Source organism: Sorangiineae bacterium MSr11954, from assembly GCA_037157815.1.
Lineage (GTDB): Bacteria > Myxococcota_A > Polyangia > Polyangiales > Polyangiaceae > Pendulispora > Pendulispora albinea.
On record CP089984.1, the window covers coordinates 277,226 to 294,375 of the forward strand.

The 17,150-nt window shown below is 64.7% G+C and carries 10 protein-coding genes; 4 read left to right on the forward strand and 6 right to left on the reverse strand.

From position 1 onward, the window contains the following. Nucleotides 1-9: 9 nt before the first annotated feature. Nucleotides 10-897, reverse strand: a complete 888-nt coding sequence (locus tag LZC94_01130; protein WXB15882.1) for a LysR family transcriptional regulator — start codon at nucleotides 895-897, stop codon at nucleotides 10-12. Nucleotides 898-1,064: 167 nt separating this feature from the next. Here LZC94_01130 and LZC94_01135 point away from each other — a divergent pair, with 167 nt between their 5' ends. Further along, nucleotides 1,065-1,811, forward strand: a complete 747-nt coding sequence (locus tag LZC94_01135; GenBank protein ID WXB15883.1) for an SDR family oxidoreductase — start codon at nucleotides 1,065-1,067, stop codon at nucleotides 1,809-1,811. A 91-nt stretch (nucleotides 1,812-1,902) separates the two neighbouring features. On the opposite strand, the gene LZC94_01140 is transcribed toward LZC94_01135, so the two are convergent. Further along, nucleotides 1,903-2,439, reverse strand: coding sequence for an E3 ubiquitin ligase family protein (locus LZC94_01140; GenBank protein WXB15884.1), 537 nt, complete (start codon nucleotides 2,437-2,439; stop codon nucleotides 1,903-1,905). A 288-nt stretch (nucleotides 2,440-2,727) separates the two neighbouring features. Then, nucleotides 2,728-3,681 carry a sigma-70 family RNA polymerase sigma factor gene (locus LZC94_01145; protein ID WXB15885.1) on the reverse strand — a complete coding sequence of 318 codons (954 nt, stop codon included), beginning with the start codon at nucleotides 3,679-3,681 and terminating at the stop codon, nucleotides 2,728-2,730. Between the two features lie 73 nt (nucleotides 3,682-3,754). Between LZC94_01145 and LZC94_01150 the strand changes: the two genes are divergently transcribed. Then, nucleotides 3,755-6,535 (forward strand): tetratricopeptide repeat protein, encoded by a 2,781-nt coding sequence (locus LZC94_01150; protein WXB15886.1) that lies wholly within the window; start codon nucleotides 3,755-3,757, stop codon nucleotides 6,533-6,535. Here the strand turns inward: LZC94_01150 and LZC94_01155 are convergent. After that, entirely contained in the window at nucleotides 6,532-7,416 is an 885-nt protein-coding gene (locus LZC94_01155; protein WXB15887.1) for a ThuA domain-containing protein, read from the reverse strand. The two genes, LZC94_01150 and LZC94_01155, sit on opposite strands and share 4 nt — an antisense overlap. A gap of 797 nt (nucleotides 7,417-8,213) precedes the next feature. On the opposite strand from LZC94_01155, the gene LZC94_01160 reads away from it, so the two are divergent. Together LZC94_01160 and LZC94_01165 are read left to right on the forward strand one after the other, a co-directional pair. After that, a complete protein-coding gene (locus LZC94_01160; protein ID WXB15888.1) occupies nucleotides 8,214-10,403 on the forward strand; it encodes a M1 family metallopeptidase in 2,190 nt (729 codons plus the stop codon). A gap of 278 nt (nucleotides 10,404-10,681) precedes the next feature. After that, the gene (locus LZC94_01165) at nucleotides 10,682-12,871 is read left to right on the forward strand and encodes a M1 family metallopeptidase (GenBank protein WXB15889.1); all 2,190 of its coding nucleotides are present in this window, start codon (nucleotides 10,682-10,684) and stop codon (nucleotides 12,869-12,871) included. Nucleotides 12,872-13,205: 334 nt separating this feature from the next. On the opposite strand, the gene LZC94_01170 is transcribed toward LZC94_01165, so the two are convergent. Beyond that, entirely contained in the window at nucleotides 13,206-15,299 is a 2,094-nt protein-coding gene (locus tag LZC94_01170; protein ID WXB15890.1) for an amidohydrolase family protein, read from the reverse strand. 10 nt (nucleotides 15,300-15,309) lie between these two features. Further along, nucleotides 15,310-17,148 carry a S9 family peptidase gene (locus tag LZC94_01175; GenBank protein ID WXB15891.1) on the reverse strand — a complete coding sequence of 613 codons (1,839 nt, stop codon included), beginning with the start codon at nucleotides 17,146-17,148 and terminating at the stop codon, nucleotides 15,310-15,312. Between the last annotated feature and the right edge of the window lie 2 nt (nucleotides 17,149-17,150).

The following is a 17,150-nucleotide window of genomic DNA, read 5'->3' on the forward strand; positions in this document are numbered from 1 at the left end:
GCGGGGTGGCTACGGTTTCGCGAACTGCTCCGCCACCCAATCGACGAAGACCCGCACGCGCGGCGAGAGCTGCCGGTTGTGGGGATAGAGCAATGACACCGGTGTTCTCGGCGGCGGAAATTTGATGAGCACCGGGCGAAGACGGCCTTGCGCGAGCGCCTCGGCCACGTGGTAGCGCGGCACTTGGATCAAACCGAGGCCCGCGATAGCTGCTCCAATGTAGGCCTCGGCGCCGTTGACGGAGAGCGCCCCGCGCAGGGTCTTCAGCTTCACGCTCCCGCCCACGAGGAACTCGAACGGAAACGGCTTGTTCGTCGCCGATGAGACGAAGTTGACGGCCCGGTGCTCGCCCAGCTGCTCGAGGGTGCGCGGGGTGCCGTATCGGGCCAAGTAGGCGGGGCTGGCGCAGGTGATCTCCTCCAGCAAGGTGACCTGCCGGGCGATCATCGAGCTGTCGCGGAGCTCGCCCACGCGCAGCACGCAGTCGATCCCATCGCGCACCGGATCGACTAGGCGATCGCCCTCGCTCATGTGCAGCTCGACGTCCGGATAGCGCTCGAAGAACTCCGGCAAGGCCGGGATGACGAAGTGGCGCGCCAAGGTGCCGTGCACGTCGACGCGCAAGAGCCCTTTGGGCTTGGCGTCTTTGAACGCGCTCTCCGCCTCCTCCACGTCGGCGAGGAGCCGCAGGCAGCGCTGGTAATACGCTTCGCCGTCCAAGGTCGGGCTGACATGGCGGGTGGTGCGCTGGATCAAGCGCACGCCGAGCCGCGCCTCCAGCTGCTTCAACGCGTGGGTGACCGTGGCCTTGGGCAACCGCAGATCCTCGGCCGCCAAGGTGAAGCTGCGGCGCTCCACGATTCGCGTGAACACCCGCATGGCATCGAAACGGTCCATCGAGAGGGCTCCTGGCAGTTCGCGACCCCGGCAACGTCATCTCACGGGCCGCCCGAATTGTTGGCTATTTTTGAATAGTGATAGCAAATGTTGCCCATTTATCCAACCGATGAGGCCATCCATATTCGTCGCATCGGAATCAACCGATGCACGGAGTGAGCAAGGTCATGAACAACGGAAATCGGAAGGTCGCCATCGTCACGGGAGCCTCGCGCGGGATCGGAGCCGCCATCGCCTCGCGCCTCGCGGCCGATGGAATGGCGGTGGTCGTGAACTATGTCGGCAGCGCCGAGGAGGCCGAGACGGTCATCTCCACCATTCGCGCGGCCGGCGGGGTGGCCACCGCGGTGCGAGCGGACGTCGCCGATCCGGCGGCCGCGCGGCGCTTGTTCGAGGAGGCCGAGGCCGCGTTCGGCAAGGTGAGCGTGCTCGTCAACAACGCGGGCATCATGCAACCGGGCCTCGTGCCCTTGGCCGACACGAGCGACGCGCTCTTCGATCGGCTGGTGGCCGTCAACCTCAAAGGCACGTTCAACACCTTGCGCGAGGCGGCCAGCCGCCTCGGCGAGGGCGGGCGCATCGTCAACTTCTCCTCCAGCACCGTCGGCCTCACGCCGCCGGGCTACTCGGCCTATGTGGCGACCAAGGCTGGCGTGGAGGCCATGACGAACATCTTTGCCAAGGAGCTGCGCGGAAGGTCCATCACCGTCAACGCCGTGGCGCCGGGACCCACGGCCACCGCGCTGTTCTTCAATGGCAAATCGCAGGAGCTCATCGACCACTTCACCAAGGCGGCCCCGCTGGAGCGGCTGGGAACGCCCGAGGACATCGCGGCCGCCGTCGCCTTTTTGGTGGGCCCCGACGGAGCGTGGATCAATGGCCAAACCTTGCGCGCCAACGGCGGGATCGTCTGATCGGCGCGCGCCGGTACCGATCGGGATCGAGCCGACGTGACGACGTCCCGCTTCCTCCGCGCGCAGGCTCGACCCCGGCGGCGGCGCGAGCTCAATGCGCCGCCGCCCGTCCTTCGAGAAAGAGCTTGCACCACCCCGGGTGGCCGATCCCGCGACTCTCGATTTTCCCCCGCGCGTAGAGCCTCGGAAGCAACGGCAGCACATGCTCCTCCACCCGGCATATCGCGCCGCGCGGAAGTGCACCCGTCGACAACTTGTACTTGCCGAATAGAAAATCCGTTCCTGCGATATGCCCATAGGGCCCAATGGGTTTGCTCTGCCGCGTCGTCTCCATCGGCTCGAAATGCCCGCCCCACACCGCGTCGATCCAGATCGCCCCGCTCCCATCGTCGAGCGCGAAGCGAGCGGCCTCGTGCCGGCTGTCGAGCACCCTTTGCCGGCGCATCCCCGCCTCGTGCCAGCGAACCGTCGCCCGGATCGAATAAAAGAGACAGGGCGTGCCCGTCACCGGAGAGATGACCGGCTCCGTGCACACCACATTTCCCTCGGCGCACAGAAGACCGTGCCGCGACGCGACCGCCTGCCCGCGCACCAGCGCATCGCCCGTGCGCACCAACGGCGCGAACAAGGGGCGTATTTTCGATCGCGGTGCGGGCTCGACGGAGGCGTGCACGTCGTGCGCACGCGAAGACGAAGTAGGAAGGGGAGGCGAGGGTAGAGAAGGCGCCACCGGAATGGCGGGACTCGAACGCACGACCCGATTGCGAGCCACCCATTTGGCGAGCGGCGGAAAAACTTGCCACATACACCGCGAAGATGCGGGCCGACCGCTCAGGTTGCAGGCGCCCTTCGAACTTTCGTCAAAAAGATGCAAACCGAGGCCCGCGCGCTGCAACACCGACCTTCGCCCCGCGTCTCAATGGCGATGGGAATTCGAGGTTTGCGAGGTCGCGTCCGTGCCCATGTCCGTGGGACACAGCGCATTTCGAAGCGTGATATCGACCACTCCATCCAGCGCCCGCATCGCGCTCTGGAGCTCGCTTGGCGTGGCGTTCAGCCGCTCCGCCAAGAGCCGCCGAGTCGCGAGGACCAGCGCCTCGCGCGCACGATTCAACCGCCGCGCGGCGGTCACCCGGTGGATCCGGTAGATGGCCCCGATTTCGTCGATGGAGAGCCCGTCGAGGTAATGGTGGCGCAAGAGATTGCGCTCGGCGCTCTCGAGCGAACGCGCCGCCTCCGCGAACGCGGCAGAAAATTCCGACGCAAAACGACGCCGCAAATGGGAGAGCTCGGGATCCGCTTGCGTGCACGGAGTCATGGCCATGGACCGTTCGTCCAGGCCCACCTCGCGTTTGGTGGCCCGCGCCGCGCTCAGCGCCTCGCGCGTGATCGCGACCCGAAACCAACCGCGCAAATCCCCGCGCCCGGAGTATTCGGCGATGCGCGGCGGCGCGTCGCCCACCGGCACCAGGAGACGCGTGCTCAAGGCTTGGAGCGCATCGTCGGCGTGCGAGGGAGAATGCTCGTGCGGGCTTGCCGCGCGCGGACCGGTGCCCCACATCCGACGAAGGGCGACCTCTGCCACCTTGCGCATGGCGCCGTCAAAAGCCGCCAGGGCAGCCTCGTTGCCCTTCACGCAACCGCATGCCAGATACAAGTCCGAAGCATGCAACGACTCCAGCGCACCGAGGATCGAGTCCGTTCGAGCGAGACGCTCCGCCACGTAGCGCACGAACGCGCGCTCCTCGAGGACCACGGTGGGCCACGCCGCGCGCCCCGCTGCGACCATGTCGCGAAGGCGCTGCTCGATGGTCTCCCAGCCATCGGGCGCGTCGAAGCCGCACGTCTGGAGCTCCATCGACAGAATCATGAACGACGTAGGATGTGAAGGCGATACGTCCCCCTGTCAAGCGGTACAAAACCCGAGCGCTCCGTGGTTGCCCATGCCGTCGTGCGATTCCAATACGATAGCCGCCTTCATCGAGGGCGCTCTTTCGGCCGAGGAGGAAGCTCGCTTCGAAGCGCACGTGGACACGTGCCCCGAGTGCCGCGCCCTGCTCGGCATGCTGGGGCGCTCCGCCGTCGCCCTGCGCGACGGGCAGCCGGATCCCGAGGCCTCCCCGCCCATTCGAATCGGTGAGCGCGTCGGCCGCTACGTGATCCTCGATTGGCTCGGCGAAGGGGGCATGGGCGTGGTCTACGCGGCCCACGATCCCGAGCTCGATCGGACGATCGCGTTGAAGTTCCTTCGCCCCGGTCTCTTGGATACGCGCTCGGCCGGCGGCGAGCGGCTCCTGGGGGAGGCCCGCGCCATGGCCAAGGTCGCGCACCCCAACGTGGTCAATGTGTTCGACGCCGGGGTGCACGGCGAACGAATCTTCGTCGTCATGGAGCGGGTCGACGGCTCCACCCTGCGCGAATGGCTGGCCGCCGCGCCGCGCGCACCGCGCGACGTCCTGCACATGTTCGTGGAGGCCGGGCGAGGGGTGGCGGCCGCGCACGCGGCGGGGCTGGTGCACCGCGACTTCAAACCCGACAACGTGCTCGTGGGCGCCGACGGGCGCGTGCGCGTCACCGACTTCGGCCTCGCCTTGGCCCGCGCCGCCAACGTCGAGCGGCTCGGACCGACGGACGACGCACGCGGACCGGGCACCCCCGCGTACATGGCGCCCGAGCACGGCGATCCCGATCGCATCGACGCCCGCACCGACCAATTCAGCTTTTGCGTCGCGCTCTACGAAGCGCTGCACGGCGCCCCGCCGTTTCCGCGCAAGGCCGCCCCCGAAAAGTACGCGCGCACCCCCGATCCGCCGCGCGGCGTGCCGCGCAGGGTGGCCCGCGCCATCGTACGCGGGCTGCGGGCGAACAAGGAGGAGCGCCACCCGTCGATGACCGCGCTCTTGGACGAGCTCGCGCCGCCTCGCTGGCCCTTGCGCGTGGTGCTCGCCCTGGGAATTTTGGTGCTCGCCATCGCGGGCGGCGCCTCGTTCGCCATGCACCGCCTGGCGGCGCGTCCAGCCGTCTGCCCCAGCGCCGAGCCCAAGCTCGCCGGGGTGTGGGACGGGCCCTCGCGCGAACGGGTGCACAAAGCGTTTCTCGCCACCGGGCAACCTTATGCCGAGGACACGTGGAAGAAGACGGAGCGCATCCTCGACACCTACGTGTCCCGCTGGACGGCGATGAACGTGGAGGCGTGCGAGGCCACCCAGATCCGCGCCGAACAATCGCCGCAGCTCATGGATTTGCGCATCGATTGCCTGGCCGGCGAGCTCCGCGAAATGAAGGCGCTGATCTCCGTCTACGCCGATGCAGATGCAAAGACGTTGCAAGAGTCCGTCAAATCGGCCCGCGCCCTCCGCAGCGTCGACGCGTGCTCCGACGTGCGCTCGCTGGTCACCAAGCTCGCGCCGCCCTCGGATCCCGCCCAGCGCGCGCGCATCGACGAGGTGCTGGAGCGGGTCGGCCAAGCGGCGGCCCTGGAGAGCGCCGCCAAGTACGTGCGCGCGGCCGAGGTGGCCCAGGCGGCGGCGACCGACGCCGCCACCCTCGGCTACCCGCCCGCGCTCGCCGAGGCCCTGCGCCGCCGCGCGAACATCGCATGGCGCCGCGGAGACGATGCCGCCGCCGTCCTCGATTTGTTCTCCACCATCGAGGCTGCCGAGATGGGCCGCGACGATCTGCTCAAGGCGCGCGCGCTCACCACCCTCGTCTACGTGCTCGGCGATCGGCAGCAGCGCTACGCGGACGCCGAGCGGATCGCGCAGCTGGCCCGCGGCGCCATCGAGCGCAGCGGCGGCCACGGCGAGCTCGAGGCGCGGCTCTTGGAGGGCCTGGCGGCCATCCACCAAGGGCAAGGCCGCTACGACGAGGCGCGAAAGCTCGGCGTGGAGGCGCTCGCCCTCTGGGAGAAGGCCAACGGCCCCGACGATCTCGAGGTAGCCATCTCGCTGAACAACCTCTCGCTCGCCTTGCGAAGGCTCGGCGATCTCTCCGGCACCCTGGCCAAACGCGAGCAGGCGCTGGGCATCCTCCAGCGCGTGCTCGGCCGCGGTCACCCCACCACCGCCACCATCCAGGGCAACGTCGCCGTCGCGCTCACCGATATGCACCGCCTCGACACCGCGTGGGCCATGGCCGAAGAGTCGCGCGATCTGCTCGCGCAGACCCTGGGCCCCGATCATGTTCAAGTCGCATACATCGAGGACACCCTCGCAGCGATCCGCCTGGAGCAAGATCGCTGCGCCGAGGCCTTGCCGCACGCGCAGCGCGCCACGGATATCATCGAGCGCACGCGGGGTCCGAAGAGCCCGACCCTGGCCGAGGTGCTCAACACCGTGGGCCGCATCGAGCGCTGTCTGGGGCGGGTCGAGCGCGCCATCGAGCTGCACCGCCGCGCCCTTTCCATCTGGGAGCCCGCGTCCACCGAGAGCGGGGGCTACGCCACCACCCTGCACGCCATGGGCGAGGACTGGCTCGCCGCCAAGCGGCCCTCGAGCGCCCTCGCCCCCCTCGAGCGCGCCCTCCAGCTCCGCAGCGGACCCGATCGCTTGCAAGAAGATCTGGCAGACACTCGATTCACCCTCGCCCGGGCCCTGGACGGCGCCCGGCGCGAGCCCGATCGGGCGCGCTCGCTCGCCGACGCCGCCCTCGACTTCTATGCGGCGACACCGGGTTGCGAACGCGATCGCGATACGGTTGCAATGTTCTTGCGAACGTTACGCTAGTTCATCTCCGGCTGCGCATCCGAACCCAGACCCTGCACCGGCGCCGCGGCCGCGCCGCCCAACCACAGGAGCCCGTCCACGATGAACCGGTTCTGGACCTCGCTGGCGAACGTGGACGAGAGGGGCTTGTTCGCCCCGTAATCCATGGCGTCGTGCCCGAAGTTCGCATAGAGCATGCGGTAATTCACGTTGGTCCAAAGGATCGGGTAATACCCGTTGTACCAGGTCTGATTGGGATCGGTGCCCAGCGGAAAGCTCGAAGGATCGACGGACGCCAAGATCCGAATGTTGGCGTCCTTCCTCAAATCGTTGTTCCAGCTGTACCACTCGCTGACCGCCGACCTGAACGTCGCCGGCAGCCGCGCGGTGGCCGGGTGCGTACGGTTCTCCACGCGCAGCACCGCCGTCGTCGGGCCCCACGTGTTCGATTTGAAGGCGCCCGTTCCCAGGAATTGACGGTGGTACCAGGACCACGATCCGGGATCGGTGTTGAACGCGGCGACGTGGAACCCGAACCACGCGCCCCCGTTCTGCATGTACGTTTGAAAGGCCGATTTCTGAGGGGCGGTGTGCGGCAGATCGTCGAGGAACATCACGACCTGGTACTGCCCCAGCTCGTTCGCGTTCAATCGATTCCAATCGTTGGTCGACGTATACGAAAACCCATGTTGCGCGGCCACCTGCGGGAACCAGCGGTTGGCCTCGCGCACGAAGCTGATATGGGCTGCGTCGTACGTGCCATTGTAAAAGGCGAGCACTTTGAATTTGGGAGCGGCTCGTTCCTCCCCGTATGCCAAATTCGAATCGAAACAAACACAGCCGAGTAGCAGGACGATGATTCGTGCCAAGGTGCTGGCTCCGGATTTTGCAGTCGCAGTCATGTTGCCTCCCCACGGTGAACGTCGATTCGCTGCAATAATGTCGATCAACATCATTGTATTGAAGATGAACGTCATCGTAAAGGCTCCGCGCGGGGCTCTGTGCAAGGCTCGATCGAGTCAAATTGACATCGTCAACGGGTGCAAAAAGACATCGAAAACGACGCGAAAGGGGGTAGGCTGCAAGCCATCGTCCGCACGTGCCGGGGCCGCGGCCTGCGGCCGATCGTCGCGGGTTAACAGCTTCTCTTCGCGCGACCGCCGCGATTAATTTCAATTACGAGGCGCCCACGATCGTCGTTGTGCGCTGCGCCATCGCGCAGTTGTTGCGCGCGGAGGAGCCGTGGCGCGAAAGCGCCAGACCCGTCGTTCGGGAACCCTTGGGGGCGCTTGGGACAGAACACGCACGCCCCCTTGCTCGGCACGAAAATCACCGCCGCCAGCATCGTAACGGGCACGTCAGATTCGTATCGCGCAAATCCAAGATTCATATTTGTATTGCGGGCTACGTTCACCATGCTATGAGCCATCTTGACGATAACTTGCGCGTGAGCTCCCGAATCGAACGCACGCTTGCACATCGACCCTGTGTTGGTTCGTAGCTCCTAACCGGGTCGCAAGATTTCGCTCCCTCTCATCGCACTCGCATCTCGAACCTCGGCGCGGGCCCACCTAACGGCGGCGAGGCTTGGGACACTCGGAGGGAGTGGCCACTCGGCCGTTTCCTCCATCATGACGCTCGAACGAAATGCGGAACCGTCGGCGCCGCAAACTCGCCGATGACCAAGGACGACGCTCCCATGAGATCACGATTCAAGCCCGTCATCAGAAATGTTGCCATCACCACGCTCGCCCTAGCGCCGCTCGCGGCCTGCGGTGACTCGGAGAGTCTCTCGGCTCCCGGTTCCCTGACGGGCGATGGCCCGGTTTCCGGCGCGCCGGGCAACCCGAACGTCGGCCAGCCCGGGACCAAGGAGCCGGGGAACAAGCCGGCGCCCATCGCCGAAATCGACAAGTCGGCCAAGCCCATCGAGCTGCCCGATACCGTCTGGCCGAAGAACTACAAGCTGTGGTTCCGCCCCGACGCGACCTTGAAGACCTTCGTCGGTCGGGCGGACGTCGAAATCGAGGTGCTCAAAGCGGTCGACGCGATCACCGTCGCCGCGCACAACTTGAATTTCGCCAAGGGTCGCACGACCTTGCGCAAGCTGTCGAATGCGTCCTCGGCCATTGCGTTGACCCCCGTGCCGCAAACCCTTGGCGACCTCGTGCAATTGCGCGTCAGCCACGGCCAAATCGCCCCCGGCAAGTATCAACTGCACATGGAGTGGGACGGCAAGATTCAGTTCTCCGACGCGGAGTACTGCCCGCCCGATGAAGTGGCACGCAATCCTTTCTGCTCTTCGGCCACCGGCATCTTCAAGGTCGGCCTGCAGACCCCCGACGGTGTCACCAGCGACGCCATCGTCACGCAGGGCGAAACGAACTATGCGCGCCAGTGGTTCCCGGGCTGGGACGAGCCCGCCTTCCGCCACACCTTCGAGGTGAGCGCGGAGGTCCCGGGCGAATGGAAGACCGTATCCAATGGCGCGAACCTGCCGGCGGTCAAGCTTCCGGACGGCTACCAACAGGTGTCGTTCGAGAAGACGCCCGTGATGCCGATGTATCTCCTGTTCTTCGGCGGCGGCAAATTCGACATCCTCGAAGACAACTTCAAGAACCCTCTGGACGGCAGCGACGTGCACCTGCGCTGGTTCACGCCCCCGGGCCGTTCGACTTGGGCCACATTCCAGATGCAGTGGACCAAGGAGGCGATGGACTTCTACTACAAGTACACGGGCATCCCGCTGCCGTTCAAGAAGTTCGACACGATCGCCGCCAACGACAGCTATGACAACAAGCCGCGCACCGGCTTTGGTGGCATGGAGAACTGGGGCGCCATCTTCGAGTTCGCGGATCTGGTGCTGACCAAGCCGGGCGATCGGCCCGAGCCGTACTCCGTCAGCGTCGTAACGCACGAGATTGCGCACCAGTGGTTCGGCGATTTGGTAACGCCCGACTGGTGGGACAACGTTTGGCTCAACGAGTCGTTTGCGACCTGGTTCGCGAACCGCACCGTCATCCAGTACCACCCCGAGTATTACACGTTCACGGACTTTGCGAACGGCAAGCGCGGCGTCTTCAACGCGGATGTTCGCAACACCGCGGTCCCCGTGCAGCGCAACCTGAGCGATCCCGGCTCGTTCGGCTTCATCAACCCGTCGGTGTTCGTCTACACCAAGGGCAACTACCTCCTGCAGATGTTCGAGAACTACCTCGGCGCGGAGGGCATGCAAAAAGGCCTTCAGATTTATCTGAAGAATTACGCCTTCGGCAACGCCACCCCGGCGCGCCTCTGGAAGTCGCTCGAGGAGGGCAGCGGCAAGAAGATCGCCGACATCGGCGACAGCTTCATTCGCCAGACCGGCATGCCGTTGGTCACGGTCGACGGGCAGTGCGTGAACAACACCACGTATGTCTCGATCACACAGGCGGCGTACCCCAATCAAAACGTGTACCCGGCGTCGAAGTGGAACATTCCGCTGACCCTCGCCTATGGCAATGCGCTGCAGGAGCGCAAGACCATCGTCCTTTCGGAGAGCTCCACGCAAATCGAGCTGCCCGGATGCACGGCCGTGGTCGCCAACCCCACGGGCCTCGACTACTACGTGACGAATTACAGCGGCCCGTCCTGGTCGGCGCTCCTGGCCAAGGTGCAGTCGGTCGCCAGCAACAAGCCGCTGCTGAGCAACATCGTCAACGACGCCACGCGCTTGCTGGCATCGGGCCTCATCTCGCAAGCGCAATACGATCAAATCAAGAACGTCATCAATTTGCCCACGACGTTCAAAGCTGACGCGTTGGAAGTTCAGTCGTCGGAGCCACTCAGCTCTCAAAACGCATTGCGTTATCAGGGTGAGCTGAAGCTGCGCGAAAATACGTCGCGCTAAAGTGGATTGACGGATGGCCGAATGACGCCGCCCATCACGGGCGGCGTTCTTTCGTAAGTATTCTTTCGTAAAATCGTCACAGAAGGACGGGATCCGACGTTTGTCGCAGATTTTTCGTCCTTCTGTGCTTTTATGATCGCAAATTGCGAATGTGCGATTTGGGCCTTGCGATGGTTTGGCAATGGCCGAAAGCCCCTTCGCGCCCTATCAATGCTCGTCGTTCGAACGCGATGCGGAACCGTCGGCGCCGCAAACCGCCGATGACCAAGGATGATGCCATGAAATCCATCTTCAAGCCCGTCATCAGGAATGTTGCTATTACCACACTTGCTCTGGCTCCGCTCGCTGCATGCGGTAGCGGAGAGGGGCAGTCCGGTCGCGAGTTCCTCACCGGCGATGATCCCGGCGCCCAAGGCCCGGGAAAACCGGGGGCCCAGCAGCCCGGGACGACGGAGCCGGGGAGCAAACCGGGTCCGATCGCCGAAATCGACAAGTCGGCCAAGCCCATCGAGCTGCCGGATACCGTCTGGCCGAGGAACTACAAGCTATGGTTCCGTCCCGACGCGGCCTTGAAGACCTTCGTCGGGCGCGCAGACGTCGAAATCGAGGTGCTCAAGGCGGTCGACGCCATCACGGTCGCCGCGCACAATTTGAATTTCGCCAAGGGCCGCACGACCTTGCGCAAGATCTCGGACGCGTCCAAAGCCATCGCGTTGATCCCTACGCCGCAAACCCTGGGCGATCTCGTGCAATTGCGGGTAAGCCACGGGCAGATCGCGCCAGGCAAGTACCAGCTGCACATGGAATGGGACGGCAAGATCCAATTCGCCGACGCGGACTACTGCCCGCCGGATGAAGTGGCGCGCAACCCCTTCTGCTCCTCGGCCACCGGTATCTTCAAGGTGGGTATTTCCACGCCCGACGGGGTGAGCAGCGATGCCATCGTCACGCAGGGCGAAACGAACTATGCGCGCCAGTGGTTCCCGGGCTGGGACGAGCCCGCCTTCCGCCACACGTTCGAGGTGAGCGCGGAGGTTCCCGGCAACTGGAACACCGTGTCGAACGGCGCGAACCTTCCGCCGGTCAAGCTCCCAGACGGCTACCAGCAAGTGTCGTTCGAGCAAACGCCGGTGATGCCGATGTACCTCCTGTTCTTCGGCGGCGGCAAATTCGATATCCTCGAGGACAACTTTACGAACCCGCTCGACGGCAGCAACGTGCACCTGCGCTGGTTCACGCCGCCGGGCCGCACGAGCTGGGCCACCTTCCAGATGCAGTGGACCAAGGACGTGCTGGGTTTCTACTACAAGTACACGGGCATCCCGCTGCCGTTCAAAAAGTTCGATACGATCGCGGCCAACGACAGCTACAACAACAAACCGCGCACCGGCTTTGGCGGCATGGAAAACTGGGGCGCGATCTTCGAATTTGCCGATCGCGTGCTGACCAAGCCCGGCGAGGTGCCCACGCGCGGATCGGTGAGCATCGTCACGCACGAGGTCGCGCACCAGTGGTTCGGCGACCTGGTCACCCCCGACTGGTGGGACAACGTATGGCTCAACGAGTCGTTCGCGACGTGGTTCGCGAACCGCACGATGATCGAGCTCCACCCCGAGTACTACACGTTCACGGACTTCGCGAACGGCAAGCGCGGCGTCTTCAACGCGGACGTGGCCAGCACCGCGGTTCCGGTGCAACGCAACCTGACCGACGCCGGCTCGTTCGGCTTCATCAACCCGTCGATCTTCGTGTACACGAAGGGCAATTACGTCCTACAGACGATCGAGAATTATCTGGGCGCCGAGGGGATGCGAAAGGGACTTCAGATCTTCCTGAAGAACTATGCCTTCGGCAACGGCACCCCGGCGCGTCTCTGGGCGTCCCTCGAGCAAGGCAGCGGCAAGAAGGTGGCCGACATCGGCGACAGCTTCATCCGCCAGACCGGCATGCCCTTGGTGACAATCGACGGCCAATGCGTGGGCAACAAAACCTACGTCTCCATCACACAGGCCGCCTATCCGAACCAAAACGCCTTCCCGGCCTCCAAGTGGAACATCCCGCTGACCCTCGCCTACGGCGACGCCTTGAAGGAGCGCAAGACCATCGTCCTCTCGGACAACGCCACGCAAATCGAGCTGCCGGGCTGCACCGCCGTGGTCGCCAACCCCACGGGCCTCGACTACTACGTGACGAACTACAGCGGCCCGTCCTGGTCGGCGCTCCTGGCCAAGGTGCAGTCGGTCGCCAGCAACAAGCCGCTGCTGAACAACATCGTCAACGACGCCGCGCGCTTGCTGGCATCGGGCCTCATCTCGCAAGCGCAATTCGACCAGATCAAGAACGTCATCAACCTGCCCACCACATTCCAGGCCGACGCACTCGAGGTGCAATCGTCCGAGCAACTCAGCTCGCCGAACGCCCTGCGCTACCAGGGTGAGCTCAAGCTGCGCGAGAACACCGCGCGGTAAGGTTGTCTCGACCTCGTATCCGGAAAAACGCCGCTCGGGAAACCGGGCGGCGTTTTTTTCGTCGAGGAAGGAGCGTGGGAAACCGCAAGGGCGCCAGGGGCGCTCGAACGGAAACCACCTTTGGTATTAATGAGTTTTTCAGTTTCGAATGGCGCTGGTGGCGCCATGAACCCGTTCGGCGGCCGCGTCGCAGATTGAAAATGCAGAACGCTGTAGACCCTATCGCTCCACGACGAAGCTGGGACGGGACGGGAATCGCAGGGACGTGGGGTAAGCGGGGATAAGCGGGGGTGGAGCCATGGTCCGAGCGTAGGCCGGCTGAGGCTCCGAAACCTCAAAGGGGCGGCGCGACACCGATGGCCTCGTACAGAGCCGCGGATGAGAAGACGATGCCAGCTCGCATGACGCTCACGATCCTCGTTACGTCGTCGATCCGGGTCAGCGGATCGCCATCGACGACGAACATGTCTGCGACCTTGCCGGGCGCGATCGTCCCCATCCTCTTTTCCATCTTCATGGAGCGCGCGGCCGCGATCGTGCACGCGCGGAGCGCGTCCGCAGGCGAGATCCCCGCACGCACGAAGAGGGCAAGCTCGTGATGGAGCATCAGGCCGGCCAACGAATCGGTACCGACCACGAGATTGACCTGCGAATCATGGAGTAGCTTCGTCATTTCGAGCAGCGCCCGGAAGGAAGCTTGGTATTTCGCGCGCTTGTCCCCGTCGAGCGGCAGTCCGCCCAGCAGAAATGCGCGTTGGACTTGGACGGGCAGACGGGCGACCATGGCCTCGAGGCCCGGCGTCACCTTTCCCTGTTCGGCGACGAGCAGTCCTTCGAATTCGTCGAGCGTCGGGTCGATCACGGTCTGACGCTGTTTGAGCAGCGCGACGAACTCCGAGACGGGTTTGCTCGTGAGATCCAATGACGCGGCCTTGTCCCCAACGAGCGTAAAGCGCGCCGTCGTCCGCGTCTCGGTGTCGTGGTCCGCGAGAAAATTCAAAAAGAGCATGTTGATATGCTCGACCCCGTCGTAGCCAGCGCGAACCGCCTCATTGGCCAACATATGGACCGGGATGTGGCCCGTGACCATCATCCCTCGCGCGTGCGCCGCGGTGGCGAGCACGGGTACCAGCTCGGGCTTCACCGAGTTGTATATCTTGATTCCCTCGTACCCCCGCTTCGCGAAGGTTTCCACGGCCGCCACGGCCTCGGCTGCGTTTTCCGCCGTCACCTTGCTCGGTGCCGCCTTCTCCCCGCGCCCTTCGATGAATCCGAAGCGGAGGACGTGGGGACCGACGGCGAGCCCTTTGTCGTAGCGGCTCTTCAAGTCGTCGAGGACGTCGGGATCATTGCCGACATCGCGCGCGGTGGTGACGCCTGAAGCAATGTTGAGTACACCATCCACGGGACCCAAGTGTGCATGCATGTCCCAGAGCCCTGGCAATAGCGCCTTACCCGAGAGATCGATCGTCTCGGCATGGGCAGGCACCTTCGTCGTCGCGGACGGACCAACCGATTTGATCGAGTCCCCGAGCACCACGACGGTTTGATCCTTCTTCCAGCGTCCATTCTCGACGTCGAGCACGCGGGCGTGGGTGAACGCCAGACCACCGGGCGGGGGGCGGCGCGCGACATCCTTCATGAGCTTTAGATTGCGTTCTCGCTCGAGCTGGTTCTGCTTTTCGATGAGCGGCTCGATGAGGCTCTCAGAGCCCTCTGGTACCGCCGACCATACGGGCGAGACCACACCAAACCAACTATTGTCCGGGTTCATCCAGACATACATGGGGATCGAGTCGATTCCGATAATGCTGTATCCGACGAGATCGCGGTCCTTGGCGCCTTCTTTTACCGTAATGACGCCAATCTTCTCGAGTCGGGCGGCGCCAGCCGGAAGAAGGGCCATCTCGCCGCGGGGGGATTCGAGCATCGATCGCACGAGCCAGCCGAGGGCGTCCGGAATCTCCGAGATCGGGAAGAAAAATGCCGCGCTGCCCACGTCTCGTTCACCGGATTCCATCGTGCTGCTCCAACGCACGTGATTTCCTCGACGCTCGAAGGTTTCGGCGACGGGTGTACCCATGTCGAGATGTCCACGCGCGACCAGCGACGCGATCGTGCCATCGGGCGCGAGGTGGACCGTTGCGTCCGTGTGCGGCCCGCGACCGTTCGAGTGCACGTCCAATGTGATATTCACCACGCCGTCCGGGGAAACGGTCACGACGTCGGTCCCCACCTTTTGCGACCGCGACACGATGACCCGCCTCGTCGTCTTGGCTCCCTCGGCTTTCGGGGGCCCCGCGACCACGGGTCCGGACGAGACCGTACCGTGACCAAGTTGCGACCCCCCGCCACCGCACGCCCCCGAAAGCAGGGTGATCGCGCACACGAAGGTGAGCGAGTTGCAATTCTTGCGATTCCAGGACATTGGGACTCCGTTATGCTTGCGGACGCGCGAGCGCCTTCGTCAGAAACTGGCTGATCCGTCGAGCGATCATGATTCGATTCTCGGGCCGGACGATGCGGTGTCCCTCTCCTTCGACCAACATCAGCTCGGGCTCGACGCCGGCTGCGCGTAGGCGCTCCGCGACCTGCACGGTCTCGCCGACGGGAACACGGGGGTCGTTCCGGCCGTGGACGAGCATCAAAGGCCGGGAGATTCGGTGGATGGCTTCGATCGGCGAGATACTCCTCAGGAAATCCCGATCCCGTTGCAAGCTCCCGTATTTCGCCTCTCGTGATGCGCGCCTGTATCCCGCGGTCCTCTCCAGGAATGTCAGGAAGTTGCTAATCCCGGAAATACACACCCCGGCTGCCCACAAATGGGGCTCCTGGATCATCGTGGAGAGAACGACGAACCCCCCGTAGCTCGCCCCGTGCACGACCAGCCGTGTCGGATCCACGCGCGGGTGGTCCTTTAGCCTGCGCGCGAATTCACCGACGTCTCGAACGGCATCCATTCGGAGCTCGCCATCGTCGAGATGTTCGAAATGCTTGCCGAACCCGGTCGAGCCCCGCACGTTCGGGGCGAGCACCCCGTAGCCCGCGTCGAGCCATGCTTGAATCCGCGGATCGAAGCTTGGTACGGACTGCGCCTCGGGGCCGCCATGCACGTGCACGACGACCGGAAAGCGCTCGGACCCACGTGGCTCGTAGAACCAACCCGACATCGCGAGCCCGTCGAAGCTACGGATCGAAATCAGCGTGGGCTCGATCAGCCGCGATCCCAAGTCCGGCGACGCCGCGAAGGGATCGCCGACGCGCTTCACCTCTCCGGTGTGCAGCTCGACCACGCAGGGCCCCCTGGGTCGGCGCGCGGATTCGTAGGCAAATGCCAGCCGATGGCCGTTCGCGGAGAACGCCAGCTCGGATTCGGCGCCATCGATGACTCCGACCGCGTCGAGCAAGCGCTCGGGCACCCGTTCATCCGACGATAAATCGAGTCGCTTCAGGATGGACCGCCCCGCCGCATCGACGACAAAGACGCACTCCGAACCGGCTGGGGAGACTTCGACCATGGAGATATCGAATGGTTCCTTCGCGAGCGTGCGGAGGCTCCTGGACCTCGGGTCGACTTCCGCGAGATAAACGTAGTCATCGCCCTGATCCGTAAGGACGAGAAGTGTGTCGTGGGCCGAACGCCATCGCAGAGAGAAGAAACATCCGCCCCCCGGGGGCGTCACGTCGGCAATCGCCCCCGACGTCAAATCAACGGACAAGAGCTGGTCCTTGCGCGTCCCCGCGACGCCTGAAAAGCATGCGCGCAAGACGAATAGCGTTTGCCCCGCATGTGCAAAGAGGGTCTTTAGGATGTAGCCAGGCTCGTCGTTCTCGAACACGCATCGCGCGTTCCCTTCGAGATCGCCAACGAAGACGTCGAAGAGATCCGCCGAGCGTCGATTCGATTCAAAGCTGAACGCGAGTCGCTCGGGATGCCAGCAACCCCTCTCCAAAACGGACACGGTCCGCGGCGAGGATGCCGTGAGGCAACGGCGAGCGCCCGAGTCGACGTCGAGGCACCACAGGACGGTATTCTCGTCCCCCTCCGCATCGACGGCGTACACGAGCCGCGGAGCCGCTCCCGGGGCTACGATGAAGGAGACGACCCTGCTATCCGCGACCAACGGCTCGGGGGTCGCGCCGTCGCCGCCGCCGTCGAGACGGGTCCGATACAGTGCGGCGCCAAGCGGCCCAGGGCCAATGAAATAGAGGAACCCGCCGCAGGTCGAAAACCGCGGGCTCCACGCGGTGGGCAGCGCTAGCAGTTGGGAGAACATTT